Source organism: Shewanella sp. 433, from assembly GCF_059338565.1.
This window is the reverse complement of record NZ_CM181703.1, coordinates 1,080,544-1,106,439: the sequence shown is the minus strand read 5'-3', so window position 1 is coordinate 1,106,439 and position 25,896 is coordinate 1,080,544. Positions and strand designations below refer to the sequence as shown.

Below are 25,896 nucleotides of genomic sequence, written 5' to 3'. Positions count from 1 at the left end.
AGACGAGTTTAGAGCAATCACAAATTTTACCCATCGCGGGTGACAAGTTTTATTGGCATGCTACCCTGCACAAGCTGTCAATATAAGGAGTATGACAATGACTCAATCAAAACCAATAACAAACCCTATCGACATTGCTAGCGTGACTATCACCCCTAACGCTAACGCGCGACCGATCATTCTCGACTGCGATCCCGGCCATGACGATGCAATTTCTCTTGTATTAGCCCTCAGTAGTGAGCTGCTCAATCCGTTGGCCGTCACCACCAGCGCCGGCAATCAAACGCCAGAGAAAACCCTTCACAACGCGCTGCGCATGCTGACACTGCTTAATCGTTCAGACATTCCCGTTGCGGGTGGCGCCATTAAGCCATTAGCTCGAGAGCTGATCATTGCCGACAACGTGCACGGTGAAAGTGGTCTCGATGGCCCACAACTGCCCGAACCTAGTTTTGCCGCCGTTGAACAAAACGCCCTAGAGTTGATGGCCGAAAAAGTCCGCCAAAGCCAAGAGCCTGTGACCTTAATTCCGTCGGGACCATTAACCAACATTGCCCTGTTTTTAGCTAATTACCCTGAGCTGCACAGCAAAATTGAACGTATCGTTCTGATGGGCGGCGCTGCGGGTGTGGGGAACTGGACCCCTGCTGCAGAATTTAATATTTTTGTTGACCCAGAAGCGGCCGACATGGTGTTTAAGTCAGGTATTCCCATCACCATGTGTGGTCTGGATGTAACCCATAACGCCCAGATCATGGATGAAGATGTTGAGCGTATTCGCCAAATACCCAATCCGGTGGCCCAGTGTGTCGCCGAGCTACTCGATTTCTTTATGATCTACCACAGAGATCCTAAGTGGGGCTTTATCGGCGCACCGCTGCATGATCCCTGCACCATCGCCTGGTTACTAAAACCCGAGCTGTTTACTGGCCACGAATGTTGGGTTGGTATTGAAACTCAAGGTGAATATACTCAAGGCATGACAGTTGTTGACCGCTACCAATTAACGGGTAAGCCCGCCAATGCCACCGTACTATTTGATCTGGACCGACAAGGCTTTGTTGATCTTATCGTGGAGTGCTTATCTGCGTACAATCAATAGGTCGTTTACACTTAAGGGGCGCTATGCCCCTTAAGTATTGGGAAGTAACTTGTTATTAGGACAATAATCATGACCAGACTCCTTATCTTAGGCAGCGCCAATGTTGATCACGTGATGAAATTTGACTACCTACCCGAGTCTGGACAAACCTTAATGAGTCGCGATTATCGCCTCGAATATGGTGGCAAAGGAGCCAACCAAGCAGTCACCTGCGCCCGCCTGTCTCAGCCTGGTACTCGCGTCGATTTTATCTGCCATGTGGGAGACGATGTAGCTGGTCAGCAGTTGTGTAATGCTTGGCTTAGTGACGGTATTTATCCTGATGGCGTGCACCAAATCGTCAACACCTCAACAGGTAATGCGATGATTTTTATCGATGGAAATGGCGAAAACATGATCGGTGTTTCTCCCGGAGCCAATGCCTCGCTCACCCCTGATGTCCTGTTACGCCATACGCCGCTTATCGAGGTAGCCGATTGGTTATTGGTGCAGTTAGAAACCCCTGTACTCAGCGTTTTAACCGCTCTTAAACTGGCCAAACAGCTGGGCACCTACACCATACTCAATCCCGCCCCAGCGAGGACTATAAGTAAAGAGATGTTTCAATTAGTGGATATTATCACCCCAAATGAAACCGAGGCCGAGGCGATAACGGGCATAGAAGTGAACAATGAAGTCAGCGCCAAACTGGCCGCACAGTTTATCCACCAGCTTGGACCTAAAACAGTGATCATCACCTTAGGCAAGCAAGGCGCCTACGTTAGCAGTGATGACTTTAGTGGTTTGATTGCAGGCTGTGAAGTCGATGCAACCGACACCGTCGCTGCCGGAGACACCTTCAATGGCGCCTTAATGGTAGCGTTAAGCGAAGGTTGTAGCATAAAAGCGGCAGTGAAATTTGCCCACCGAGCCGCAGCTATCACAGTCACACGACCCGGCGCCCAAAGATCTATCCCTTATCGTCATGAATTAGAAACAGGCATACGACCCTGCACGTAGCGATCGACCCAATCTCTTAGCGTCATGAATTAGAAATAACCATGAGTTAGCCTTGTTGGCACTCCTGTAGTAACCGCTGAAAATGCGCACCTAAATCTTGGCTGGCAAATTCACCACCCGAGCGCGCCAACTGCTCAACCGTTTGCAGTGCCTGCTCTAGTCCTTGCTGATCAACCAATGCCGATGCATAAGCGGCTAAGTCGGCCCCTTGCTGCAACAGATCAAATAGCTGCGAAAAACTCACCTCTTGCTCCATGGCCGCTTGTAACTGTGTCATTAACTCAGCTATTTTTGCCTGCTCCACCAGCGCTCCTTCGACGCTCACTAACTGACCCAGTGGATCCTTTGACAGCTGGCTCGCCACGCACTGTGCTACCGAACCAGCTGCCGCACCTTGAGCAACAGTTTCAATACCTTGAGCGCGGATCTGCTCTACTACGGTTTTTAATTGCTGATCTTGCGCTAACCATGCTTGCTCAATTTGCGCCTTATCATCGCCCACAAACCCGCAGGCCGATAGTGACAACGCCGATACAGCAAGCACTAGATTCAATACGTTATTCATAAATCACTACCCCCTCGATAAGTGCCAATTGGTGAAACTGCTACACACTATACGAGCTTTTATTTAAGCGAGAATTAATTTAGTCATAATTAAGCTAAAAGCCCTATCAATGGCTCGAAAGTCAGTTGTACTGCTATGGCCGCTATTCATATGTCACCGCAAGCAAATTCAGCGGTAAGTGCTAGGTTACCGCTGATTGCTCACACGGTGGCGCACTGGCGATCTCGCAGCGACCCGTGTTACTGCCGCTCGCCTTACACCACTTTAGGCAATCAAACTGATCGGGGTGGCCAGTATCGTTACTGTGCGCATGAACCACCCCTTTACCAGGGTTTGACGCCACTAATACCACATCTGTTAGGCAGGCCTTGCCAACTCTGCGCCCGTTGGCATTTCCTTCAATAATGGGTCATCAGACACGCTCAACGGTATAAGTGTAGTGGCACTGTGAACCCGCGCCACATATGACATTAAGGTGATAAAATAACGGCTTAAAATTACTATATATGGGCTTTACATTAGTTAAAAAATAGGCGTAATATTGCGCAGCTTAGTCAAGAGGCATAAACACAGCTTGACCATCATCCTTTGGTAGCCAAAGCAATGGCGGCTTGATAAGCACACATGAATCCCGAATATTGCTCAGTATCTGTGATTTAGTATTTGTGAATCAGTAATAAATCCTGCATTAGGATAAAGAGGAGACAAGATGAGTAAAAAAAATCATCGCCGCACGATACCCCATGATAGTGGTCGTGGCGTCATCAAAGACAACGCCTTAAAAGCTATCGTCACCAGTGAGCTATTTAGAATGCGCACTGAGAAGCCTAAAAAAGGCAAAGGATCATACAACCGCAAACAACAGAAGGGGCAAATGCTAAAGGGCGTTGCCCCTTTTGACTTTTTCGGCCACCTTATTGCAATGACTTAATCCTCCACTGCAACGCAACTGAGCGTAAATCTACCCCCCCCTGATCACATGCTGCAACCCTAATACTTCTGTGACTGACTCACCCCATGAATTGATACAGTCCATAGGTTGATTAAGGCTTATCAAAAAAAATACAACTGTAATCACAATGTTAATATATGTAAGCGGTTACAATGTTACACATAATGTTTTATGTTACCTTTAATGTGAATAAATAGTTACACAACTGCTTACCGGAGGCCTTAATGGTTGCTCGAACCGTTTTAAATAATAAGTGGTGCCTACCCCTTATTAGTGTCTGGCTATTAAGTGCCTGTGGCGAAGCACCGACCCCCAAACAAACCATGTTACCCAGTGTCATCGTCAATACCGCTCATACCGAAGTGATCACCCAACAAACTGAAGTTGTGGGCCGCACTCGGGCATCGGAAGATGTGATTATCAAATCACAAATTCAAGGACAGTTACTCAAGCGCGCCTTTATCGAAGGCGATAATGTCACCGCCGGCGACCTGTTATTTGAAATTGATCCCGCAAGTTTTGATGCCGAATTGGCACAAAGAAATGCCGTACTTGAACAAGCGATAGCCTCACGAGATGTGGCTTTAATGAACTGGAAACGTGGACGTGTATTACTGCCCGACGGCATGATTAGTGCCCAAGATATGGATGAGTTAACCAGTCGAAAACTCACCACCTCCGCAGGAGTCGTACAAGCTGAAGCAGCAGTTCAAGCTGCCAAGTTACAACTGAGCTATACCAAAATTTACGCCCCTATCTCTGGACGTATCAGTCAGGCTAATGTCAGTACTGGTGACATCATCAGCCCCCAATCTGAAATGGCTACCCTCGTTCAGCTTCAGCCTATGTGGGTCACGTTTCAAGTGGCAGAGAAAAAATTGATATCAGTGCAGCAAGATATCTCTAAAGCACTAAATAAAGAGTTAAATATTGCTGATATTGTCGTCCGCCTTCGTCTACCCAACAACACTATGTTTAATGAAACCGGCCATATTGATTTTGTCGGTAATCGAGTTGACGCAGCGACAGGGACTCTGCCCATGCGCGCCACCTTTAACAATAGCGAAAGCATAATGTTACCAGGCATGTTTGTGACCTTGGTGATTGAGTCACCCTTGACGGAAAAAGCCTTACTTATCCCCCAAGCGGCGGTCCAAGAAGATCAACAAGGCCGTTTTGTGATGGTGCTCAATGAGCTCGACGAGGTACAGAAACGCTTAGTCGAACTCGGTGATCGCTTCGGTGTCGACTGGCAAGTGAAAAGTGGCTTAACAGAGGGAGAGCGTATTGTGGTTGAAGGGTTACAGAAAATACGCCCTGGCATCAAAGTCAAAGCCGTTGAACAGGAGCTCGTGCCTTTTAAGGAAAGCACGGCATCTTAAAGCTTGGCCATAATTAACGCCGCGCCAACTTCATCCGCCAAGGGGCCAATTTGATTCTGGTCGATGGCAGCTGTGGCGATAAAGGTAATCAGATATCATGATGGATAAGTTGTTTATTCAACAACCTGATATTGAACTGTATTTGTTAGATTTAACTGTCACAGATGACAGACGGAGACTGCAATGATTAGCGAGTTCTTTATCCATAGGCCCAAATTTGCCTTTGTCATATCAACGGTATTAACCTTGGTGGGACTGATCGCCATTCCCGTTTTATCTGTGTCTGAATTTCCTGAAATTGCACCACCACAGGTTAGCGTTTCCACAAGTTACTCTGGAGCCAGCGCCGATATTGTTAAAGATACCATCGCCCAGCCACTGGAAGCGGAAGTGAACGGGGTCGAAGGCATGCTCTATATGGAGTCAAAGAGTGCTAACGACGGGAGTTACTCGTTAAATGTCACGTTCGAAGTGGGCACCGATGCCGATATGGCACAGGTAAAAGTACAAAACCGAGTTCAGCAGGCGATGCCACGTCTACCCGAAGAAGTGAAACGTCAAGGGGTTAAAGTCGAAAAGCAAAGCCCGAATATGTTAATGGTCGTCAATCTCGTTTCACCTAATGAAACCTTCGATTCCCTATTTATTACCAATTACGCTGGCCTTAATATAAAAGATGCGCTGGCGCGTCAAACTGGCGTATCTAAGGTACAAGTAATTGGTGCTCTCGATTATGCGATCCGTATCTGGCTCGAGCCCGATCAAATGGCGAGCCTTGGCGTGACCGCATCCGATGTCATTACAGCACTACAAGAACAAAATATTCAGGTTGCCGCTGGTCGTATTGGTGCAGCCCCAGTTGATCCCGACCAGCAATTTCAATATACCTTACAAACAAAAGGCCGCCTTAAAGATCCGCAAGAGTTTGCCAATGTGACCATTCGCGCCAACAACGACGGTTCTAAAGTGGTCGTCGGTGACGTAGCCAGAGTCGAATTAGGATCTCAAACCTATGATGCACAAGGTAAACTTAATAATAAGCCATCGGCAGTGATCGCTATTTATCAATCTCCCGATGCCAACGCCTTAGAAGTGGGTAAGGCTATTAAGGCTGAAATGGCGACATTATCCGAGCGCTTTCCGGATGATTTGGAATATCAGGTCCTCTATGACACCACTGAGTTTGTCGAAACCTCGATTAGAGAGGTGGTAACCACCCTATTTATCTCAATTGCATTAGTTATTTTTGTCGTCTTTATCTTCTTACAAGATGTTCGCTCCACTCTAGTACCAGCCATTGCGATTCCCGTTTCACTTATTGGTACTTTCGCCTTTTTACTTGCCTTTGGGATGAGCATCAACACGGTTTCGCTATTCGCCTTGATCTTGGCCATCGGTATTGTGGTCGATGATGCCATTGTAGTTGTAGAAAATGTCACTCGTTTGATGCAAGACGAAGGGCTATCATCAAAAGAGGCCACCTCGAAAGCGATGAAAGAGGTGACCGGACCCATTATTGCCACCACATTGGTGTTACTAGCCGTATTTGCCCCAACAGCGGTGATGCCAGGGATCACTGGGCAAATGTATGCCCAGTTTTCAGTGACTATCTGTATTTCGGTCTTAATCTCCTCTGTCAACGCCTTAACCTTAAGCCCGGCGCTGTGCGCCTCATTATTACGCCCACCTCAAACGCATACCAAAGGGTTTCATGCTGCGTTTAATAAGCAGTTTGCACGTGTGACGGGGCGATATACCAAGATAGTCGGGTCTTTAATGCGCAAACTTACCTTAGTCGGTGTGGTATACCTTTGCTTAATAGGCCTCACGGGGGGGATTGCGAAAATATTGCCATCAGGCTTTGTGCCTATGGAAGATAAAAAAGCCTTTATGGTTGATATTCAGCTCCCCGATGGGGCATCACTGAACCGCACTGAAGAGGTAATGAATCAGCTGGTCACACTCACCTTAGCGGAGCCGGGGGTTGAAAATGTTATTCACGCCAGCGGCTTTAGTATTTTGACGGGCTCAGTCTCCTCAAATGGGGGGTTAATGATTGTGACGCTTTCAACGTGGGAGGAGCGAGACACGCCAGATATGGTCGAATCGGCCATTGTGGCCAGATTGCAAGTCAAGTACGCCGCCAACCCTGCCGTAAAAGCGATGGCCTTCTCACTGCCTCCCATTCCTGGTGTTGGCAGTGTCGGCGGGTTCGAATTTGTATTACAAGATACCCAAGGACGCTCCCCTCAAGAGCTGGCGGCGGTAATGCGTGGGCTGGTGATGAAAGCTAATGAGCAACCAGAAATCGCCATGGCCTTTAGTAATTTTCGTGCCGATGTGCCGCAGATGTATGTAAATGTCGATAGGGATAAGGCCAAGGTGCTCGGGATCTCTCTCAATGAGATCTTTTCAACGATGCAAACCATGTTAGGGTCAATGTATGTCAACGACTTTAATCGGTTTGGTAAGGTCTTTAGGGTCATTCTTCAGGCCGAGGGCGAATTCCGTAATTCTGAGAAAGATATCTCTCGATTTTATGTGCGCTCAAACACCGGCGACATGGTGCCATTAAGCACCTTAGTAACGGTGACGCCTATCTTAGGCCCAGATGTCATGAACTCCTACAACATGTTCAACTCGACTACGATCAACGGTTTTCCTGCGCCAGGATTTAGCTCTGGCGATGCGATTACAGCCATGGAACGTGCAGCGAGTGAAGCATTACCAACCGGTTACGCCTTTGAGTGGACCGGGCAGACCTTCCAAGAGATTAAAGCGGGCAACCTTGCACCATTGATCTTTGCCTTAGCATTGGTATTTACCTACTTGTTTTTAGTGGCGCAGTACGAAAGTTGGACCATTCCATTTGCCGTTATCCTCGCGGTCCCTATTGCGGTCTTAGGTGCGTTCTTGAATATCTTATTAGTGGGTTCCGACCTCAACCTCTACGCCCAGATAGGCCTGGTTCTGTTAATTGGTCTGGCGTGTAAGAACGCCATCTTAATTGTGGAATTTGCTAAGCAATTACGGGAAGAGGGCATGAGCATTCTCGAGGCGAGTGAGACGGCAGCCAAATTACGTTTTCGCGCCGTCTTAATGACCGCCTTCTCTTTTTTGTTAGGTGTATTGCCATTAGTCTTGGCCAGCGGCGCAGGCTCAGGTAGTCGCCGTGCATTAGGGTATTCGGTCTTTGGTGGAATGTTAGCGGCCACCATTGTTGGCACCGTACTCGTACCTGTGTTTTACGTGATAATGCAAACCATGCGTGAGAAGTTTAAGACCCGTAAGAGTCATAAGGCCTAGGCTTTTGTTATAAATGAATATGCTTAACGACTCACTATGCCTTAGAGGATGTTTTTTCCACCAGAACATAATATGAAATACACAATATGAAGCCCAATTTACTCTCAATCGTTACGCTTAACCTATTGTTGTTATCGCCTATTGGTTCACTAAAAGCGGATGAGCCTCACCAGGCTCAAACAACTCACACTCAAGAGCTAGCTTCAGTCGCACAATGGCAAGATAATTGGGGGATTGGTATAGGGGTTCGCCGCGGTGATATCCCTTACGCCACAGAAGATGATGAGGTGTACGATACCTTGCCGCTGATTTACTATCAAAATGAGTACCTTTTTCTCAATGGGATGGAAGCGGGTGGCCATCTTTGGAAAAATAATCAACATCAAATCAATCTATACACTCGATTTCGTTTCGTCGATATTCCTAAAGCACTGCAAAATAATACCCAATCACAAGCCTTTGACTTTGGTTTACAATATCGCTTTGTTAAGGATGAATGGGACGTCGATTTCGCTATTTTATCCGATTCACATAAACGTGTTTATGGCTACAGCCGTACCCAATATCATTGGGCGTCGGGTGATTGGAAGGTTAACCCTTATGCCGAGTTCCAATGGAAAACGGCTGACTTTAATGACCATTACTATGGTTTAGACCAATACGATGTAGGCCATGGGCTCAGTTTTACCGCTGGAGTTAAGGCACGCTATCACCTCATCAGTAACTTGTATCTACTCAGTCAGTTTGGGTTAAGTCGCCTCGAAGATGAGGTTTATCATCTTCCCACCATCGACAACCGCTTTCAATATGAGTCATTTTTGGGTTTTGGTTTTTTCCCTGAGCCTAAAACCCCCCAATATTCGGCTGTGTCTGCGCCAAAAACACTTAAAAAAAGCAGCGAATATATTCGAATCGCCCACGGGTGGGCGACGCCATCCAACTTAAACGCCATTTTGAAATGGCAAACGGCAACCGATCCATATAATAACCAGATGACATCGGCATTTTACGGCACTCAGCTAACAGATAAGCTATTTACTTTACCGATAGATCTTTACCTAACCCCTGGTTTGGTATGGCATCACGACTCACAAGTGCAGGATAATCTGGCAGAAATGGTCATTGCGCTAAAGGCCTTTTACACCTTTGAGCTAGGGCCACGTTTTCGACTTGGTATCGCCGAAGGCCTGTCGTATGTCAGCAATATCACCTATATCGAAGGTACAGAGCTTGAAGCCAAAGATTACAAACCGTCTAAGCTATTAAACTATTTAGATTTTTCGTTAGATGTGAATATTGGCGATCTGGTGAACTCTCATCAAATGGATAACCTTTGGCTAGGTTATAGCATTCACCACAGGTCGGGGATCTTTGAAACAAGCTCAGCCTTTGGCCGCATTGGTGGTGGCAGTAATTACCAAAGCATTTACGTGCAGTGGCACTTTTAATCTGGCGATCGCGCCGAAAAATAGCCCGAGATGATCAAACGGAGAGACTCATTCCTCTTCGGCGAGCGAGATGTGCATTCGGCTGATATCGCGATTCCATAGCTGAATGATCTTGCGGGTTTTATCTTTATTCCAAAAGCACTTACCAAATAAGATGATCCCAGCCCCTTCGAGATCGCGGCGATGTTCAATAGCAAAACGCTGTTGTAATTCCTCTTTAAAGCCATCGATTGGGATCCCTACATCTTTACAGTCGGCAGGGTTAAGCCAGAGCATCGCCTTATCGGTATGAGAAATCGTGCCCCAATACATACGCGGCGCCCCATTGTCTGTGGGGCTAGCCTGACTAAAATTAACAAACAGATTTTTAGCGCGCCAACGATACTTGTCATCGGTATACACCCACAAATCTGAGCTGGCCAGCTCGCTGCCACGCAATAAACTGTGTAACAGTTTCTCTAACCCTTCGCGGGCGATGCGTTTATCGGGCGTGGATGCGCTAGCCTCATTGGGCGTTGGCGTACTCTTTTGAACTGGTGATGTGATGGGCGAATGAGCCGTTTGGGGCATTGGTGCTGCTGGCTCAGAAACCCTGTTATCTGCCGCCGTCGCTGGCGTTGCTACGGTTATAGCCTTCACGCTATGGCTTGATGCGCGTTTCGAAAAGTCGATTCGCAGCGCATCGCTGTCAACAATAAGCTGGTTAACCTCGCTGGCATCTTGCTCTTCACGTTGGCGGTTGGCGCTGGGCTTAAATTCGCGGCAATCTAATTGATGATAACGCGAGCCAAAGCAGGCCGCTTTACCATCTTTAGAGGCTTTACGAAAATACGCCTTACCAGCACAGGCTGGGCAATATAGGTGCTGACGCAAGCGTTCAACCTCCGCCTCATCGAGGCGTTGAAACTGAAATACCGAATAGACGGTTTGCGATAACTTATCCATACGACAAATAGCGTCAAGCATTCTCTGTATCCTTTATCTCGCCATGCGCCAGCATTATGCCCCAGTCAATAGGCTCAAACTATCCTATAACCTGTAAGATGACAAACGAGTTTACTGCCTGATCTTTAAGGTGATCATGACAGGTGCATGATCTGTGCTATGACTGTCGCGGGCATACTCAGGGTTAAGCAAGTGCCTATCATAGGTGTGGTAGTGCTCAACTTCTGCTAGGCATTGATCATTATGGGGGTCAAACTCATTAGACAGTAAGATGTAATCTAACACCGCCCCTTGGGTTAAATGGTAGTGAGTGGCAGGTCGCGCAACGGCTGTCACGCTGTAATGGGATTGCTCAAATAACTGATAGGCATCGTGCAAGCGGTAATCGTCAAAGCCCTGCTCGCCATAAGTGGCAATTAAGCGGGTATCCGTGCTGACCAGGCTCGATAGCACGCCGCTATGCAAGGTATCGTTAAAATCACCCATCAAGATCACGGGATAAGCCGTGATGGCGCGCCGCTCGGCAATCGCATAACGCAGCAGGCTCGCCTCGCTCCCGCGCACGATAGCGGCGCTCCATTTGGCTGCAGCCTCGATGGCAAAACTGGCTTGCATCGCACTCGGGGCAACACCAAGCAGCTCTTGAGCTTGTTCCACACTGAACTGGCCGCGTTTAGATTTAAAATGCACCACATAACAATCGCATGGCCCCAGATCAGGCAGCACCACAGTCGCCCGCACCGGTGTGCGACTGAATGCAAATTCGGCGCTGAGCCCCAATAATGAAGCAAATTCAGGGGCGGCACTACAGGCATGAATGGCGCTTATCGGGTATTTAGAGGCCAAGGCCACCACAGGGCTGCGATAGATAAACTCATCTTCAACCTCTGGGGTATCGACCACAGCAAAATAGGGATACCCGGCAGCGTTTAACAACGCCTTTAACGCATCAGTTGAAAACACCTCTTGAAAACCAATCACATCGGGACGGTATTGATTAACATAAGCCGTTATCCAGTCACACTTTTGCTGCCATTGCTGCTCGGTATAGATGTTATTGAAATCGTAATAGGCATCTGGCGGCGCAATAAAATTGAACAGATTAACACTGGCTATTTTTAGCTGCGATTGAGCTGCAGATTCAGTAGACAAAAATACCTCTTAACCTAAATAACGATTCATAAGCTGGCAGCATAACATGACAAAAAGTGAACCACACTTTCAGCGCTTATCGACAAGCTGCCAATCAGCCCATCGATGACACTCAGCCATGCGTTACATATGATGCCTATCATCAATATAATTTTGCCAATATTTGTGATTTTACACCATGTTCATTGCATGGTGACTGGCGTAGAATCGCCACATCGTTCATTGCTCGCACATAGGATAACCTGCATGCAGCCAATCAGTTTTTTTGCCAACAAACGCTATACCACTAAGGTGTTTGACCCCACTAAAAAGATCGCCGATGAGAAAATTGATGAGTTAAAACAGTTGCTCAGACTCAGCCCATCGTCGACCAACTCGCAACCTTGGCACTTTGTGTTAGCCGCCAGCGAGCAAGGCAAGGCGACCATTGCCCAAGCCACCAGTGATTTTGGTTTTAACACAGATAAAATCCTCAATGCGTCGCATGTATTAGTGCTGTGCGCCAAAACCAGCATGGATGAAGCGCACTTGCAAAGGCTACTGGAGCAAGAAGCGAGCGATGGCCGCTTTGCAAACGACCAGGCGAAACAAGCACAACATGCTGGGCGCTCCTTTTTTGCCAATATGCACAGAATCGAACTCAAAGATGCCCAGCATTGGATGGAAAAGCAGGTGTATCTGTCGCTAGGCACCCTGCTGCTGGGCGCCAGTTTGCTCGATATCGACGCCTGCCCAATCGAAGGGTTTAATGTGACTAAACTTAACCAACTGCTGGACTTACCCGCCCAAGGTTATTGCGCTTCGGTAGTGGTCGCACTTGGCCATCACAGCGAAGAGGACTTTAACGCTAAGTTGCCTAAGTCACGCTTACCGTTAAGTGAACTGTTCACCGAGATTTAAGCCTGAGCCATGGCGCGCCTGCACACAGTGGGCGCGCCATTAAAGGCTTGCGTTCCATCTTTGCTATTGCCATAGTAAAAATTATCATTGGTTATGGATGATCCCTATGTTGCTAGCGCCCCCCCCCCAAGACCCAGCATCACTCGATGCCAATGCCGAAGCGAACTCTGAAGCCAAGCACGCTGTGGCAACGACCGCTTCGATTAAAGGTGATAATCCGCTTATCTGGCCGCTGCTCTCACTACTGCAAAGCACGCCACACAGCTGGAAAGTGCATCATCTCGCGGCCAAATTGCAACAACAGGGCCTGATGCAAGATCTCGACAGCGACCCACAAAAAGCCCTGTTTAAACAAAACTTCCTACTCATGAATGCCCTGTTTCAACTGCAGCAACTATTACTGCCTGACAGCTGGCTGCAGGTGAAATCGATGCAAATCCAAATATTTAGGCGAGTGCCAAGCGATCTCAAGCAGCAATTATGTGAAGACGACTCACTGCGTGATTACTACATGGATTGGCACAACTATGATACCAGTGCCAATGTGATCCAGCAGATCCTCGAATCATTTTGGCACCGCTATGAGCAATATATTGGTGCCAACCCCAACGCAATGCACAAGCGCCAAGCCTTAAGCGTATTCGAGCTCGATGACAACGCCACCAGCAAGATGATACGCAAACAATGGCGTCGCTTAGCCCTGCAATGGCATCCGGATCGTCAAGGTGGCGATGCCGCCAAATTTCGGCAAGTTTGTGAGGCTTGGCAAACTTTACGTGAAAAGTGGTAAAACTCTGCCTCAATATACAAGCTAAGTCACATTGTAGGCACTGTTTCTTAAGCGCCGTTAAGTCATACTTAAGCTTTCGCTATTATGCTAAAAATATTACATTTTTTATGTTAATTACTATTAAGCAGCACGCTGTCATTTGAGGACACTATGATCAAACATATCGCATTAGCACTGACTCTAGCCATTGCTCCATTAAGCAGTTTTGCCGCACAGTTTATCGAAGGTAAGCATTTCACTGTCGTATCAGACAAGGCACCAAGCACCGAGCCAAAGTTAACCGAGTTTTACTCTTTTTACTGCCATAACTGTTTCAATATGGAAACCCAGTACCTAGGCGACATCAAGGCGAACCTTAAACCTGGCGTCAGCTTCGACAGTAAGCATGTAGACTTTATGAATAGCGATATTGGCACCGAAGTGATGCGCTCTCTGGCGGTTATCCAAGAGCTTAACGTTGAAGACAAGATGATCCACGCTATGTTTGCCGCCATTCAAGGTGAAGAAGGTGCCAACGGCCACAGCCATGACCATGATCACAGCGCTCACGACAAGCCAGAAATCAATACCCGTGATGATATCAAAAAGGTGTTTAGCGCCAACGGCATCGACGTCAGCAACTATGATAGCCTTGCCGATAGCCAAGCGGTGACCGATAAAATTAACCTGTGGCGTGCGCAGCAACGTGAGTTTCGCATTCAAAGCGTACCGACCTTTATCGTTAATGATAAATATGCGGTCAATTTAGGCCAAGTACGTACCCTAGGTGAGTTGATTGACCTTATTAACTATCTGGCGGTTGAACATAAATAAGCCTTAGCTTAATGAATTTCCTCTAAAAAAGGCTTCTTAGGAAGCCTTTTTTGTACTCTGGCTCACTCAGATAATGTTTGCGCTTTGCCGCTCCTTTTAGGCTTGGCGGTAATGGCCTAAATTGAGTGGCTTATCTTATATTGAGTCGCTAATAGTTAATGGCTTTGCATCGCCTGTAGTTTAGCTTGATAACGACCTTGATTAGCCGCATCGGTTGACAAGGAGAGGGCTTTTTCTAAATTTTTCCGTGCATTACGTGTATCGCCTGTCACCCAATAGACACGTGATAATCCAAAATAAAATTCATGACGATAATCGGCTTTCTCAACGGCGCGTTTATACCAAGTTAATGCCCTTTGGTACTCATGCTCGATATAGGCCTGCTGACCCATATCATAGTAATAATAGGGATTGCCGATGCGGGCCAACTCGAGAATTTTATGCAGCTTCGCCCACTCGGCTAAACGCTGCTGGCTCTCCAGCAACAAGGCATAATTGTACAGGGCGTTCATGTCGTCTTCATTAAGGCTTAACGCCAACTTGTATAGGGTTTCAGCGGCATCATCTAATCCTTTATAGCGATATAAAATCGCCAAGGTATTAAGTGCCGGGGTAAAGTCGGCGCGCAAACGCAAGCTCTGCTTACTGTATTGGTAAGCTAAATCATAATCTCCGGCCACTAAAGATTCGGCCGCGATATTGTTATAAAACATGGCCATCACAGTGATTTTGTCGATACGGATTTTGCCATAACTGCGCATGGTTCGTTCGGGTAAAAAGTCGACCTGTATCTCCTGACTGGCCACCAGCACGGTATCCTCGGTAGCTTGTGGCAATAAGCGTAAATTGATGTGGCCATTAATGAGATAAAACTGGCCTTGCTTGTCCCACACGGGTGGCACTGCTATCTGCTGAAATTCAACCGCCACGCTTAGGGCATCAGCCATGGCGGCGGTGAGCAACACCAGCGACATACAATTTCCCGCTCTGTCATCAAAGGTCTGCTGGGGAATGCGCGTTATATTATCTTGATAGCTAAAACCGCCTTGGCTGGCACTGATATAGTTGGCTAACCAACGATGGGGCATGATTGCAGTGCGTGAGGTTTGACTGCTTTGGTAGGCCTGCTGCAACACTTGAATGGTCTGGGGAGATAAGGCAAACAGCTGGGCTGGCAACACAGGCAAAGCAACAGGCTTAAATTGGCTGTCTAAAAAGTATTGCTCAATGTTATCAACCGAGCGAATTGTGGGGGTTGAGGCACATCCTTGCAGTAACATCATCATCGACGCAAGCCAAAGTAACTGTCGCATAAAACCCGTCTCAATCAGTACGCCATATCATTTAGCATAAGTGAGAGCATGCCCTTTTGCCGCGCCAAAGCGTTACAAAATATTAGTTTGGAGTAGGCTCTGGTGGATCAATCTCAATATAAAGCTCATCATTGGACTCGCCATCACGATAAGGCCGATAGAAATGGGCGCCGCAATGAAAGTAGCGATAAGGCGTTGGCACCAGTATGCAGTCCAGTGGCAAGGCGCGTAAAATCGTAAGCTGTTGCTGCATTCGCAGCGCCTCTCGCCATTGATGGTCTTGCAACACTTGGTCTCGCACCGCAAATGCATCGAAAGGCTCACTGGACTTACGCACGACGACTTCGCCAGCGTGACTAGCACTGATAGACACGTAGCCGATAGACAGCAGACTTAGGTAGAGGCCGTAGAGACTGACTCGCACAATGTTCATGGTGTTCCTCGCAATTAACTCGCCATGGCCATAGACAGTATGACGCAATAGACACCTAGAGTGTGTTCACATCATACAAAAAATCGGGGCCGTTGCACTACTGTAACGGCCCCCGTAAGCTCATCTTCTGTGCTGATGAAGATTAGTTAGCACTCTTGAGCGAGACAAACTCAGGATAGGCATCGATACCACAATCTGATGCATCCATACCATTGTACTCTTCCTCTTCAGTCACTCGGATCCCCATGGTCACTTTGAGTACGTACCAGACCACAAACGAGCTACTAAATACCCAAGCGAAAATCACTGCTGCCCCAAGTAACTGGCCTGTGATGGTCGCATCGGCATTCGATAGCGGCACCAAGAGTAAACCAAATAAGCCAGCCACACCGTGCACCGAGATTGCGCCCACGGGATCGTCTATCTTAATGCGATCAAACATCACAATAGAGAAGACCACTATGCCACCGGCAAACATACCGATAGCACCGGCTAATAGCAACGAAGGCGATAAGGGATCGGCGGTGATGGCAACTAGGCCGGCCAAGGCGCCGTTAAGGATCATGGTTAAATCGGCCTTACCCCACACCATCTTACACACGATGAGCGCAGCAACGGCACCGCTCGCGGCAGCCGAGTTGGTGTTTACAAAAATCTTGGCCACCGCCGAGGCGTTCTCCATGTCCGATACTAATAACTGTGAGCCGCCATTAAAACCAAACCAGCCCATCCACAACACAAACATACCTAAGGTTGCCATGGGTAAGTTAGATCCAGGGATTGGGTTAACCTGACCGTTAGGGCCATATTTACCTTTACGTGCACCGAGCAGTAACACCCCAGAAATAGCTGCCGTCGCGCCAGCCATATGCACAATACCGCTGCCAGCAAAGTCGACAAAGCCCGCTTCAGACAGGAAGCCACCGCCCCATGTCCAGTAACCTTCGATGGGATAGATAACCGCCGTCATCACCACAGAGAAGAGTAAAAAAGACCAAAGCTTCATCCGCTCAGCGACCGCCCCCGAGACGATAGACATGGCTGTCGCCACAAACACCACTTGGAAGAAGAAATCTGATTCTAAGGCATGGTCTGCATCGCCCGCTTGTACGCCAATGAGTCCACCTAACGAGGGCAGCCAGCCGCCTTCAGTGTTATCGACGTACATAATGTTGTAACCCACAATTAAGTACATGATGCAGGCTATAGAGTACAAACAGACGTTTTTGGTTAATATCTCGGTGGTATTTTTAGAGCGCACTAAACCCGCTTCTAGCATGGCAAAACCGGCCGCCATCCACATCACCAGAGCACCCGAAATCAGAAAGTAAAATGTGTCTAGTGCGAATCGCAACTCGGTCACAGTGGTACCTAATGCCTTTAGTTCTTCCATTGTCTTATCCCCTTACAGTGCTTCGTTATCGAGTTCGCCCGTACGAATACGGATAACCTGATCTAGATCTGTCACAAAAATTTTGCCGTCACCTATCTTGCCCGTTCGCGCTGCCGCCACGATAGATTCAATCAAGTGGTCTACATTTTCCGACTTAGTGGCGATATCGAGTCTAACCTTAGGTAAAAAATCGACTTGATATTCGGCGCCACGATAGAGTTCGGTATGGCCTTTTTGGCGCCCAAACCCTTTCACCTCGGTGACTGTCATGCCCTCTATCCCCATACCAGCGATAGCTTCTCGCACATCATCCAATTTAAAGGGTTTGATAATTGCACTGATTAGTTTCATTCCAGCCTCCGGCTCGTGATTGTAATGTGGTGATACAATAAACAATTCAAGCATCAGGCCAACAATAAAAATCACTTATAATCAGTAATTTAAACTTTACGGATTGATACAGCCTACCCGCTATCGCACCATTTTGGTGCGAGCACCCCACCAGTGCACAAAAAACAAGCGTTCAGGTATTCGACTTATGACCGATTGGTTATGGCGTTATCCTAGGTATGATAGAAAACCAACCATGGGAGGAGATGACTATGTTAGAACCACAGGAGTGTGTGTTATTGATTGTCGATGTGCAGGGCAAGCTTGCCCAGATGATGCATCAAGCCGATACCTTAGAGCACAAGCTGACCACCTTGATCAAAGCGGCAGAGCTGTTTGACATCCCCATTGTCTGGCTAGAGCAGCTACCCGAGAAACTCGGCAGCACGAGTCCAGCATTACAGGCCCTGCTGGCCCCGCACCACCAGCCAATCGTCAAAGCCCATTTTAGTGCTTGGTATACCGAGGCCTTTCGCCACGCAATGGAAGGCACCAAGCGCAAACAAGTGCTCATGGCGGGCATTGAAACCCATATCTGTGTCTATCAAACCTGTCGCAGTCTGCTCGATAATGGTTATCAGGTGAACGTTGTTGCCGATGCGGTATCGTCACGCAGTGCTGAAAATAAGCAGCTGGGCATTCAGATGATGACTCAGTATGGCGCGAAGGTGACCAACTGTGAGTCTTTACTGTTTGAACTGCAGCGCGAAGCCAGCGGCGAGCGCTTTAGGGCCCTACTAAAGATGATTAAATAGTTTGTACTCAAGGGACAGGCCTATCTTGGCAACGGACAGAATATGACAAAAAGCCCTGGTTAAATACCAGGGCTTTTTAGTGTGATGACTTAAAACAAACCGTTAGAGAAGCACTACTGGCTTACTGACGCAAAGGCTCACTCACGGCTTGGCTATATCACTTGCTTAGTACGTTGCTTCACGCTGCTTAGCTTCGGCGTCCCACTTAGGCAGTACGGTTTTCTTGAACTCTTCCTTGTCGGCGTTCATCTTTTTCATGTCCATACCGAGCGCCGCTTGGGCTTTGGCTTTAGTCGATACATCAGGGATCGCAATCGGCTGCTTAACCCCTTTCACCGCTAATAACTGTGCCAGTTTAATACGGGCATCGGCGGCTTTATCAACTGCGGTACCTAATACACGTAAGGCTTCATCCGGTGCATGAGCCGCCACCCCATGAGAGGCTGTGGCATAATCCCAGCGCCACTGTGAATGACGGATATCCATTAAGATAGGCTTCATTTCAGTCTCGCTAGCACCAGCGTCCCACGCCGCTTTGGCTTCAAAGTGAGCTCTAACCAACTGAGCTTCAGCACGCGCCTTTAAATCGGCCACTTTCACTTTACGTTCTTCGGTTAGGTTAACCATGAACTCTTTGCTTTGGCTATGACAGGTGCCACAGGTTTCTTCGAAGCGATCAAATGGATTACCCACTTTATGGTCGGTAAACTTACGGCCTTCGGCATTAGTAACCTTAGGCATGTGACAATCGGTACAGGTCACATTGTTTTTGCCGTGTACACCAAGCTGCCAAGTTTCATAACCTGGGTGCTGGGCTTTAAGCATAGGAGTTTTCGATAGGGCATGGGTCCAATCGGTAAAGTCCATACTGTCGTAGTAGACTTCCATCTGCTCAACTGTGGTGCCCATATCCCATGGGAACTTAACAAAGCCTTTGCGATCTTGTGTTTTTTCGAAGTAGTACTCTACGTGGCACTGACCACACACCATAGATTGCTTATCTTTTTTAGACGCTTTATCGAACGGGGTACCTAGGGTGTTCATGGCACGTTCGGCAAACGGACGAGACAGGCGTAACTTAGCCGAGCCTTTCTCATGACAATCGGAACAACCGATAGTATTGACTATCTCTGCACCACCTTTGTACCACTTACCGGCGAAATAGCCATCTTCGCCTTGCTCTTCAATCATACGAGGCACATCTGGGCTCTTACATGACCAACACGCCATCGGCATTGGACCATCTTCAGCAGACTTAGGCGCACCGGTACGTAAGGTATTACGCACATCGGTTACCGCATACATATGACCACGAGGTGCATTGTAATCTTTGGCAAAGCCATAACCCGCCCACAATACCACTAAACTGGGTACTTGTTCTAACATATCGACAACATCTTTGCTTTCAGCGGTCTCATGCCAGCTGTTATATTGCTTCGCAAATTTGTCTTTATACACTTCATTACGTGGCTCAGTTTTGTCACTGGCCATCACGCCACTTGTCATTAAGCTCGCTGCAACTAACGCGCTTAGTGCAAAGGTTTTTTTTGTTAAATTTTTCACCATCTCATCTCCGTATTATTCATAGTTATCTGCAATAACCACAATATCTCCATGGCCAAAGTTAGCCTTTAAGCTGATTTTTAAATATACCTCTTATGGGGTAACTGGGATGAATCTTGAGCTAGATCATAATGTAAATGTGTTGTATCTCACACTTTAGCTAATATGTTAACTTTTATACTGATGACTCATTAATAATACTCGCCTTACTAGTCATCCTCTTCTTCGATTTTAAGCGACGGTTCCCTGATGAAAAAAGGCAGTCTCACCGCCACTATTTTTGCACTTATGCTGACCTTTATTTTACTGTCGAGCGGCTTGGCCACCTTTGCTATTGCCAATTTAGCCTACAGCTTAGGCGATGCGCGGGCGATTAACGCCTCCGGCTCGCTACGAATGCAAAGCTATCGGCTGATGTTTTATGCTAACTCTGGCAGTGAAGATGCCGATGAGAAAGTGGCCGAGTTTGAAGCCACCCTCTATTCAGATGCGTTAAAACGCTCCCTAAGTTGGATAAGTCCTGCTGCCTTGGGTGAGCAATACCAACTGGTTATCCAAAAGTGGCAGGTGATGAAACGTTTTATCGAAACCGAAAATTCACGCCAATATGCCGCCGCACTCAGTGATTTTGTCGACACCATAGATTTGCTGGTACTGGAAACCGAAAAACACGCCGCCTTTAAATTACGCCTGCTGGCCGCAAGCCAAATTATCGGCTTAAGCCTGATGTTATTAATCGCATTTTTTGCGGTGCGTTTTACTCAACGTAAAGTGGTAAAGCCACTGCATCAATTAATGGAATCGGCTAACACCATCTCTAAAGGCGACTTTAATGTTGCAGTGCCGCAGAGTGAATATGTTGAACTTAATGCCCTGAGTAATGCACTGGCCAGCACAGCCAAAGAGTTATCTTCGCTCTATGCTAACCTCGAAAATCAGGTCAAACAAAAAACCTTAGCGCTCACTCGCGCTAACAATGAGTTGAAACTCTTGTACGACAATCTGGTCATGTTGCACTCAGGCACGCTGGAGGTAAGCACCCTTAAGCAGGCCTTAGATCAGCTCAAGGCCCATGAGCCAAATACCAACTTGCGATTAGTGATTGCCCAAGAGGGCGAAGCGCCGCTGTGTATCGAAGCCGATGGCGGGTGGTCACTGGCAGCACCAGAGACCACCCGCTTTGCCCTCAAGTTTGCCGATAACGAACTGGGCCATTTAGAAGTACGCAGCGATAGCGAGATTAATTACGCACTATTTGACAATTTTGCCATCATGCTGGCGCGCTCTATTGTGATTCACAATACGGGTGAGCAACGTCAACAACTGGCCCTGATGGAGGAGCGCGCCGTTATTGCCCGGGAGTTGCATGACTCACTCGGGCAACTGTTGGCCTTTCTAAAAATTCAGGTCAATTTGTTATCAAAAAGCCTCGATACCGATTGCCGTAGCCCACAAGTTGACAGCCAATTAAGTGAGATTAATGAAGGCGTCAATACCGCCTACGTGCAACTACGAGAGCTATTATCGACCTTCCGCTTAACCATCAATGACCCTAATCTACATAACGCCATGGAGGCGATGTTAGCGCAGCTGCGCAGCCAATCAGAGGCTAAAATCAGCCTCAACTACCAGCTACCAATGCAGCTATTAGGTGTCTATCAACATATTCACGTATTACAGCTCACTCGAGAAGCTACGCTCAATGCCATTAAACATGCCCAAGCGAGCCATATCCATATCGATTGCACTGCCCAAGGCGACAAAGTAGTGATAAGCATTAGTGATGATGGTGTGGGTGTCGATAAATTAATCGAGCGGGATCAACATTTTGGCATTGGGATCATGCATGAACGCGCCAGTCGATTAGCGGGTGTGCTAGAGTTCAGCGGTAACACTCAAGGCGGCACCACGGTCACGCTACAATTTCCACCTAAGACAGAGCCTGAATAACTTGGCCGCAATAACAGTACGCAACGCTTGGAGACAAAACCATGGGTAAGCCCTATTCCGTATTAGTTGTCGATGATCATCCTTTATTACGTCGAGGCATCTGTCAGCTGATCGCTTCCGATGCCGATTTCACCCTATTTGGGGAAGCTGGCTGCGGCTTAGATGCACTGGCGCTGGTGGCCGACAACGAGCCTGATATCGTATTGCTCGACCTCAATATGAAAGGGATGACTGGGCTTGATACCCTCAATGCCTTGCGTCAAGAGGAGATCACTAGCCGCATCGTGATTTTAACCGTCTCTGATGCCAAACAAGATGTGGTGCGCCTGATCCGCGCCGGAGCCGACGGTTATCTATTAAAAGACACCGAGCCGGATCTGCTGCTTGAGCAACTGAAACAAGCCATGTCGGGGCACCAAGTTATTTCAGCCTCTGTGGCAGCCCATTTACAGATCCTACAAGAGGGACAAGATGAGCAAGAATGGATCAGCAACCTAACACCACGAGAGTTACAGATTTTACAGCAGCTAGCAGAAGGTAAAAGTAATCGAGTGATCGCCGAGCAACTGCATATCAGTGAAGGTACGGTAAAAGTGCATGTCAAAAACCTGCTGCGTAAGGCCGATGCAAAATCACGCACCGAGATGGCGGTGCGCTACCTCAATCACTAAGCTTAACTTGGCCAAAGCCCTGTTTAGGCTTAACTTATGTTACGCACAACTATGGTTAAGTTGAGCGTAACTAAGGTTAATTCTTATTAAGGGGGGTAATTCTAATAAGGGGCTAATTTTAAAAATGAGTTATGTTTAAGAATGGCAAAATAATCAATAAAAATGCGACCAAAAGTGCTGAAAATAGTTAGTGCACTAGCGTTAGGCTAACGACTCTCAAGAATAAAGATACGCCAGCTGGTTAAGGCTTGCTCAAAATCTTCTAAACCACAAAATGCCTCAGACTCACCATTATAGAGTGACATAGACTCATCGAGCTCATAGTCATCTTCCATCTCTAACACATTCGCAAACACCCGCACCTGCTCGGTGTCTAAGTCGATTGATATCGCTTTACCCAGGATACGCTTTTCACTGAGCGTGCCTTGCTGCAACTGCAAAATCACTTGTTTAATTTGCTCATACAGCGAATTATCTTCGCCCAGCTCATCGACAAACCACAGCCCCATGATCTCATGATCCATGGTGAAATTAGCCACTAAGGTACCCGTTAATGTATTGCGGCGAAATTCATATTCCATTACTCAAACCCTAAAATTGTTATGCCACTCTCAAGGATAAATTCTACCCCAAGCCTGCAAGCAATGCGCTGTTATCTTGCCATGCCTGCGCCGCTTGTTGACAAAACCAACGTTTAAACCTGTTTAAGCCAACCGAAAAGATGCTCACCTATATGAATCACCTCTGTATAAGCCAAATTATAGCCACAAAAAAGGGCGCTTAGCGCCCTTTATTCAATATCGAGTCAGCGACTATTTTTCGCTGGCTTCAGCCGCTGCAGCGGCTTTTTCGATAGAGAGTAATTCAACTTCAAAAATCAGCGTTGAATTAGCTGGAATAGTACCAGTGTCACGATTGCCATAGGCTAATTCAGCTGGAATAACAAACTTGTACTTGGCGCCTACAGGCATTAGTTGAACACCCTCGGTCCAACCAGGGATAACCCGGTTCAGTGGGAACTTAGCAGGTTCGCCGCGAGCAACTGAGCTATCAAATTCGGTACCGTCAATCAGAGTGCCGACATAGTGCACCTCTACTGTGTCTTCCGCTGCTGGCTTATCGCCACTACCTGCAACAAGTACTTCATATTGCAGGCCAGACTCTGTAGTCGTCACCCCTTCTTTGGCTTTGTTTTCAGCTAAGAATGCCGCACTTTCTGCCAAGGCTTTTTCAGCCATGGCGGTCGCCTGTGCCTGACGCTTCTCATTTAAGGTTTCGTCTAAGCTTTGCAATACGGTTTGCATCTCTTCTTCGGTCAGCTTGAGCTCATCGTTCAAACCATTGCTGAACCCTGTGATGATGAGGCTACGGTCAACAGCTAAGCCTAACTCTTCTTGCTCTTTAATATGGCCTGACATGTATTTACCAATAGAAGCACCAACACTATACGCTTGTTTTTGCTGCGTGGTTTCTAATTTAACCTCTGCTGCGGTTGTTGATTGTTGCTCTTGGTTACAAGCGGTTAAACCAACCACTGCTAGCGCGACCAGTGACATTTTATAAATCGACTTCATTAAAAGCTTCCTCAGCATTTTCTTGTGGTTACAATAACCTTACTTTTCTAAGACGAACCACTTTATACTAGTTAATTAACATATACCAATTACATTATCGATGTTAGGCCAGCGCCATCACAGTGGTCAATTCGCTCTACAGAACCTGTGCAGTGACAAGCAGCATCAATGTAATCGCCTTGAGCTAAAGACAATATATTGCGGAGCAAGTTCATGAAAAGTTTCACTGTGCTGCTAATTTGTGCATTATTTATCACCGCCTGCCAACCACAGCCTGAAACGACCGTTATTATCAATCAACCCAGTTATAGCGCGACCCTGTCTGACGATGCGCATTATCTGTTGATCAGCACCGCCAATAGCGATTTACAATTGTGGGATTTAACCACGCACACCCAGAAATATCGCTGGTTTCACGGTGAGCAAAAAAGCCAAGCCATCGACACCGCAATTTCTACCAATCAGCAATACGCCGCCTCACTGAGTCGCGACTCAGTGGCGCTGTGGAGCATCGAAGATGGTCGCTCACTTGGATGGTGGTCTTTACCTGCTAACGGACAAACTGTAGCGATTGCCGATAGCGGCGCCCTGTTAATCGGCCTCACCGATGGTAGCGTGATGTCATTGGCGCCGAGCCAAAATCGATTGATCAAATTTCTGGGCCACAGTGAAAAAGTCAACAGCGTGGCCATCTCACGCAATGGTGAACTTGCCCTCTCGGGAGCCAATGATAACCAAGTGATCCTTTGGCATGCGACAACAGGCCAACCGATACATACTTGGTCGCTGCCCAGCCGGGTGATTAATGTCAGTTTGAGTCAGCAAGGTGAGCTGGCTTTTGCCTCCGACAGCACCAATCAAGCCATCATTTGGAACACCCAAGATGGCAGCCAACACAGCCAACTCAATATTCATCGGCGCACCCATAATTTTTCCAGTGCACGCTTTACTCGCGACAACAGCAAATTACTAACGGGCACTCCGGCTAGAGAAGTGAGTGTCTGGCGAGTTTTAGATGGAAAAATGCTGGTTAATTGGCGAGTCAGTCGCACAGAGCATGCCCAAATCAAAGGAGCCGTTGTATACTCAGTAGCTGAAGATAACCATCATCAGGTCAGTAGCATTAGTAGCAATGGTCTACTGGAAACTTGGCCTATGCCCCCCTTATAGAGGAAATTATTGGTGCCACTAGAACAACGAATTGAAGAACTTGAAATGAAACTTGCGTTTCAAGAGAGTACTATCGAAGCACTGGACCAACAGGTCATTAAGCTTAATGCCATTGTCGATGAACAGCAGGAAAAACTGCGTATACTGGTCGACAAGGTGCAGCAATCTGAGCCAAGTAATATGGCTAACCCCGCGGATGAAACGCCGCCACCGCACTACTAAATCGATATTCTGAGTGGCGATGACGCGCCACTCCGGTAAGTTATCGCGATAGACGCTAGCGCAAGGGAGCGAGACTGACATGCTGTTAACCCTATACATTCATCATCT

24 protein-coding genes are annotated in these 25,896 nt (G+C 47.4%); 14 read left to right on the top strand and 10 right to left on the bottom strand.

Annotation, left to right across the window (positions count from 1 at the left end; translation table 11 throughout):
• Positions 1 to 97: 97 nt before the first annotated feature.
• Both rihA and rbsK read left to right on the top strand, forming a co-directional pair.
• Entirely contained in the window at positions 98 to 1,102 is a 1,005-nt protein-coding gene (gene rihA, locus AC5YB1_RS04995) for a pyrimidine-specific ribonucleoside hydrolase RihA (RefSeq protein ID WP_494520957.1), read from the top strand.
• A gap of 69 nt (positions 1,103 to 1,171) precedes the next feature.
• On the top strand, positions 1,172 to 2,101 hold the full coding sequence (rbsK, locus tag AC5YB1_RS04990; protein WP_494520956.1) for a ribokinase: 930 nt from the start codon (positions 1,172 to 1,174) through the stop codon (positions 2,099 to 2,101).
• 46 nt (positions 2,102 to 2,147) lie between these two features.
• On the opposite strand, the gene AC5YB1_RS04985 is transcribed toward rbsK, so the two are convergent.
• Entirely contained in the window at positions 2,148 to 2,666 is a 519-nt protein-coding gene (locus tag AC5YB1_RS04985; RefSeq protein WP_494520955.1) for a hypothetical protein, read from the bottom strand.
• A 709-nt stretch (positions 2,667 to 3,375) separates the two neighbouring features.
• Between AC5YB1_RS04985 and AC5YB1_RS04980 the strand changes: the two genes are divergently transcribed.
• The 4 genes from AC5YB1_RS04980 to AC5YB1_RS04965 all read left to right on the top strand — a co-directional run bounded on the left by AC5YB1_RS04980 (position 3,376) and on the right by AC5YB1_RS04965 (position 9,754).
• A complete protein-coding gene (locus AC5YB1_RS04980) occupies positions 3,376 to 3,597 on the top strand; it encodes a ribosome alternative rescue factor ArfA (RefSeq protein ID WP_494520954.1) in 222 nt (73 codons plus the stop codon).
• 245 nt (positions 3,598 to 3,842) lie between these two features.
• Complete coding sequence (locus tag AC5YB1_RS04975) at positions 3,843 to 5,000, top strand: efflux RND transporter periplasmic adaptor subunit (RefSeq protein ID WP_494520953.1); 1,158 nt, start codon at positions 3,843 to 3,845, stop codon at positions 4,998 to 5,000.
• 183 nt (positions 5,001 to 5,183) lie between these two features.
• Positions 5,184 to 8,306 carry an efflux RND transporter permease subunit gene (locus AC5YB1_RS04970; protein ID WP_494520952.1) on the top strand — a complete coding sequence of 1,041 codons (3,123 nt, stop codon included), beginning with the start codon at positions 5,184 to 5,186 and terminating at the stop codon, positions 8,304 to 8,306.
• 86 nt (positions 8,307 to 8,392) lie between these two features.
• The gene (locus AC5YB1_RS04965) at positions 8,393 to 9,754 is read left to right on the top strand and encodes a MipA/OmpV family protein (RefSeq protein WP_494520951.1); all 1,362 of its coding nucleotides are present in this window, start codon (positions 8,393 to 8,395) and stop codon (positions 9,752 to 9,754) included.
• A gap of 48 nt (positions 9,755 to 9,802) precedes the next feature.
• Here the strand turns inward: AC5YB1_RS04965 and AC5YB1_RS04960 are convergent, their stop codons facing one another.
• On the bottom strand, positions 9,803 to 10,720 hold the full coding sequence (locus AC5YB1_RS04960; protein ID WP_494520950.1) for a hypothetical protein: 918 nt from the start codon (positions 10,718 to 10,720) through the stop codon (positions 9,803 to 9,805).
• 90 nt (positions 10,721 to 10,810) lie between these two features.
• Complete coding sequence (locus AC5YB1_RS04955) at positions 10,811 to 11,851, bottom strand: endonuclease/exonuclease/phosphatase family protein (RefSeq protein ID WP_494520949.1); 1,041 nt, start codon at positions 11,849 to 11,851, stop codon at positions 10,811 to 10,813.
• A gap of 246 nt (positions 11,852 to 12,097) precedes the next feature.
• On the opposite strand from AC5YB1_RS04955, the gene nfsB reads away from it, so the two are divergent.
• From nfsB to AC5YB1_RS04940, 3 genes are all read left to right on the top strand, one after another.
• Positions 12,098 to 12,751: an oxygen-insensitive NAD(P)H nitroreductase gene (gene nfsB / locus AC5YB1_RS04950; RefSeq protein ID WP_494520948.1), complete on the top strand. Its 654-nt coding sequence runs from the start codon at positions 12,098 to 12,100 to the stop codon at positions 12,749 to 12,751.
• 106 nt (positions 12,752 to 12,857) lie between these two features.
• Complete coding sequence (locus AC5YB1_RS04945; protein ID WP_494520947.1) at positions 12,858 to 13,541, top strand: DNA-J related domain-containing protein; 684 nt, start codon at positions 12,858 to 12,860, stop codon at positions 13,539 to 13,541.
• A gap of 150 nt (positions 13,542 to 13,691) precedes the next feature.
• Positions 13,692 to 14,354, top strand: a complete 663-nt coding sequence (locus tag AC5YB1_RS04940; protein ID WP_475514808.1) for a thiol:disulfide interchange protein DsbA/DsbL — start codon at positions 13,692 to 13,694, stop codon at positions 14,352 to 14,354.
• A 155-nt stretch (positions 14,355 to 14,509) separates the two neighbouring features.
• On the opposite strand, the gene AC5YB1_RS04935 is transcribed toward AC5YB1_RS04940, so the two are convergent.
• From AC5YB1_RS04935 to AC5YB1_RS04920, 4 genes are all read right to left on the bottom strand, one after another.
• A complete protein-coding gene (locus AC5YB1_RS04935; RefSeq protein WP_494520946.1) occupies positions 14,510 to 15,667 on the bottom strand; it encodes a tetratricopeptide repeat protein in 1,158 nt (385 codons plus the stop codon).
• An 82-nt stretch (positions 15,668 to 15,749) separates the two neighbouring features.
• The gene (locus AC5YB1_RS04930) at positions 15,750 to 16,100 is read right to left on the bottom strand and encodes a hypothetical protein (RefSeq protein WP_494520945.1); all 351 of its coding nucleotides are present in this window, start codon (positions 16,098 to 16,100) and stop codon (positions 15,750 to 15,752) included.
• Positions 16,101 to 16,242: 142 nt separating this feature from the next.
• Positions 16,243 to 17,493, bottom strand: a complete 1,251-nt coding sequence (locus AC5YB1_RS04925) for an ammonium transporter (protein WP_494520944.1) — start codon at positions 17,491 to 17,493, stop codon at positions 16,243 to 16,245.
• Between the two features lie 12 nt (positions 17,494 to 17,505).
• Positions 17,506 to 17,844 carry a P-II family nitrogen regulator gene (locus AC5YB1_RS04920; protein WP_494520943.1) on the bottom strand — a complete coding sequence of 113 codons (339 nt, stop codon included), beginning with the start codon at positions 17,842 to 17,844 and terminating at the stop codon, positions 17,506 to 17,508.
• 251 nt (positions 17,845 to 18,095) lie between these two features.
• Here AC5YB1_RS04920 and AC5YB1_RS04915 point away from each other — a divergent pair, with 251 nt between their 5' ends.
• Positions 18,096 to 18,638: a hydrolase gene (locus AC5YB1_RS04915; protein WP_494520942.1), complete on the top strand. Its 543-nt coding sequence runs from the start codon at positions 18,096 to 18,098 to the stop codon at positions 18,636 to 18,638.
• A gap of 165 nt (positions 18,639 to 18,803) precedes the next feature.
• On the opposite strand, the gene nrfA is transcribed toward AC5YB1_RS04915, so the two are convergent.
• A complete protein-coding gene (gene nrfA, locus AC5YB1_RS04910; protein ID WP_494520941.1) occupies positions 18,804 to 20,204 on the bottom strand; it encodes an ammonia-forming nitrite reductase cytochrome c552 subunit in 1,401 nt (466 codons plus the stop codon).
• A 246-nt stretch (positions 20,205 to 20,450) separates the two neighbouring features.
• Between nrfA and narQ the strand changes: the two genes are divergently transcribed.
• Positions 20,451 to 22,151, top strand: coding sequence for a nitrate/nitrite two-component system sensor histidine kinase NarQ (gene narQ, locus AC5YB1_RS04905; RefSeq protein ID WP_494520940.1), 1,701 nt, complete (start codon positions 20,451 to 20,453; stop codon positions 22,149 to 22,151).
• Between the two features lie 41 nt (positions 22,152 to 22,192).
• Positions 22,193 to 22,822 carry a response regulator gene (locus tag AC5YB1_RS04900; protein ID WP_494520939.1) on the top strand — a complete coding sequence of 210 codons (630 nt, stop codon included), beginning with the start codon at positions 22,193 to 22,195 and terminating at the stop codon, positions 22,820 to 22,822.
• Between the two features lie 206 nt (positions 22,823 to 23,028).
• Here AC5YB1_RS04900 and AC5YB1_RS04895 read toward each other — a convergent pair whose 3' ends face one another.
• Both AC5YB1_RS04895 and fkpA read right to left on the bottom strand, forming a co-directional pair.
• A complete protein-coding gene (locus tag AC5YB1_RS04895; protein ID WP_494520938.1) occupies positions 23,029 to 23,403 on the bottom strand; it encodes a YacL family protein in 375 nt (124 codons plus the stop codon).
• 231 nt (positions 23,404 to 23,634) lie between these two features.
• The gene (gene fkpA / locus AC5YB1_RS04890; protein WP_494520937.1) at positions 23,635 to 24,396 is read right to left on the bottom strand and encodes an FKBP-type peptidyl-prolyl cis-trans isomerase; all 762 of its coding nucleotides are present in this window, start codon (positions 24,394 to 24,396) and stop codon (positions 23,635 to 23,637) included.
• A gap of 213 nt (positions 24,397 to 24,609) precedes the next feature.
• Here fkpA and AC5YB1_RS04885 point away from each other — a divergent pair, with 213 nt between their 5' ends.
• Complete coding sequence (locus AC5YB1_RS04885; protein WP_494520936.1) at positions 24,610 to 25,566, top strand: WD40 repeat domain-containing protein; 957 nt, start codon at positions 24,610 to 24,612, stop codon at positions 25,564 to 25,566.
• Between the two features lie 9 nt (positions 25,567 to 25,575).
• Positions 25,576 to 25,788 carry a SlyX family protein gene (locus tag AC5YB1_RS04880; RefSeq protein WP_110457257.1) on the top strand — a complete coding sequence of 71 codons (213 nt, stop codon included), beginning with the start codon at positions 25,576 to 25,578 and terminating at the stop codon, positions 25,786 to 25,788.
• Positions 25,789 to 25,896: the final 108 nt, after the last annotated feature.

Bases quoted from the DNA above. Each gene is read 5' to 3' on its own strand.
- AC5YB1_RS04980 (WP_494520954.1), top strand. From the start codon at position 3,376: ATGAGTAAAAAAAATCATCGCCGCACGATACCCCATGATAGTGGTCGT.
- rihA (WP_494520957.1), top strand. From the start codon at position 98: ATGACTCAATCAAAACCAATAACAAACCCTATCGACATTGCTAGCGTG.
- AC5YB1_RS04915 (WP_494520942.1), top strand. From the start codon at position 18,096: ATGTTAGAACCACAGGAGTGTGTGTTATTGATTGTCGATGTGCAGGGC.
- AC5YB1_RS04935 (WP_494520946.1), bottom strand. From the start codon at position 15,667: ATGCGACAGTTACTTTGGCTTGCGTCGATGATGATGTTACTGCAAGGA.
- AC5YB1_RS04985 (WP_494520955.1), bottom strand. From the start codon at position 2,666: ATGAATAACGTATTGAATCTAGTGCTTGCTGTATCGGCGTTGTCACTA.
- AC5YB1_RS04885 (WP_494520936.1), top strand. From the start codon at position 24,610: ATGAAAAGTTTCACTGTGCTGCTAATTTGTGCATTATTTATCACCGCC.
- AC5YB1_RS04945 (WP_494520947.1), top strand. From the start codon at position 12,858: ATGTTGCTAGCGCCCCCCCCCCAAGACCCAGCATCACTCGATGCCAAT.
- nrfA (WP_494520941.1), bottom strand. From the start codon at position 20,204: ATGGTGAAAAATTTAACAAAAAAAACCTTTGCACTAAGCGCGTTAGTT.
- AC5YB1_RS04930 (WP_494520945.1), bottom strand. From the start codon at position 16,100: ATGAACATTGTGCGAGTCAGTCTCTACGGCCTCTACCTAAGTCTGCTG.
- AC5YB1_RS04895 (WP_494520938.1), bottom strand. From the start codon at position 23,403: ATGGAATATGAATTTCGCCGCAATACATTAACGGGTACCTTAGTGGCT.
- AC5YB1_RS04900 (WP_494520939.1), top strand. From the start codon at position 22,193: ATGGGTAAGCCCTATTCCGTATTAGTTGTCGATGATCATCCTTTATTA.
- AC5YB1_RS04960 (WP_494520950.1), bottom strand. From the start codon at position 10,720: ATGCTTGACGCTATTTGTCGTATGGATAAGTTATCGCAAACCGTCTAT.
- narQ (WP_494520940.1), top strand. From the start codon at position 20,451: ATGAAAAAAGGCAGTCTCACCGCCACTATTTTTGCACTTATGCTGACC.
- AC5YB1_RS04970 (WP_494520952.1), top strand. From the start codon at position 5,184: ATGATTAGCGAGTTCTTTATCCATAGGCCCAAATTTGCCTTTGTCATA.
- nfsB (WP_494520948.1), top strand. From the start codon at position 12,098: ATGCAGCCAATCAGTTTTTTTGCCAACAAACGCTATACCACTAAGGTG.
- AC5YB1_RS04975 (WP_494520953.1), top strand. From the start codon at position 3,843: ATGGTTGCTCGAACCGTTTTAAATAATAAGTGGTGCCTACCCCTTATT.
- AC5YB1_RS04940 (WP_475514808.1), top strand. From the start codon at position 13,692: ATGATCAAACATATCGCATTAGCACTGACTCTAGCCATTGCTCCATTA.
- rbsK (WP_494520956.1), top strand. From the start codon at position 1,172: ATGACCAGACTCCTTATCTTAGGCAGCGCCAATGTTGATCACGTGATG.
- AC5YB1_RS04925 (WP_494520944.1), bottom strand. From the start codon at position 17,493: ATGGAAGAACTAAAGGCATTAGGTACCACTGTGACCGAGTTGCGATTC.
- AC5YB1_RS04920 (WP_494520943.1), bottom strand. From the start codon at position 17,844: ATGAAACTAATCAGTGCAATTATCAAACCCTTTAAATTGGATGATGTG.
- AC5YB1_RS04965 (WP_494520951.1), top strand. From the start codon at position 8,393: ATGAAGCCCAATTTACTCTCAATCGTTACGCTTAACCTATTGTTGTTA.
- fkpA (WP_494520937.1), bottom strand. From the start codon at position 24,396: ATGAAGTCGATTTATAAAATGTCACTGGTCGCGCTAGCAGTGGTTGGT.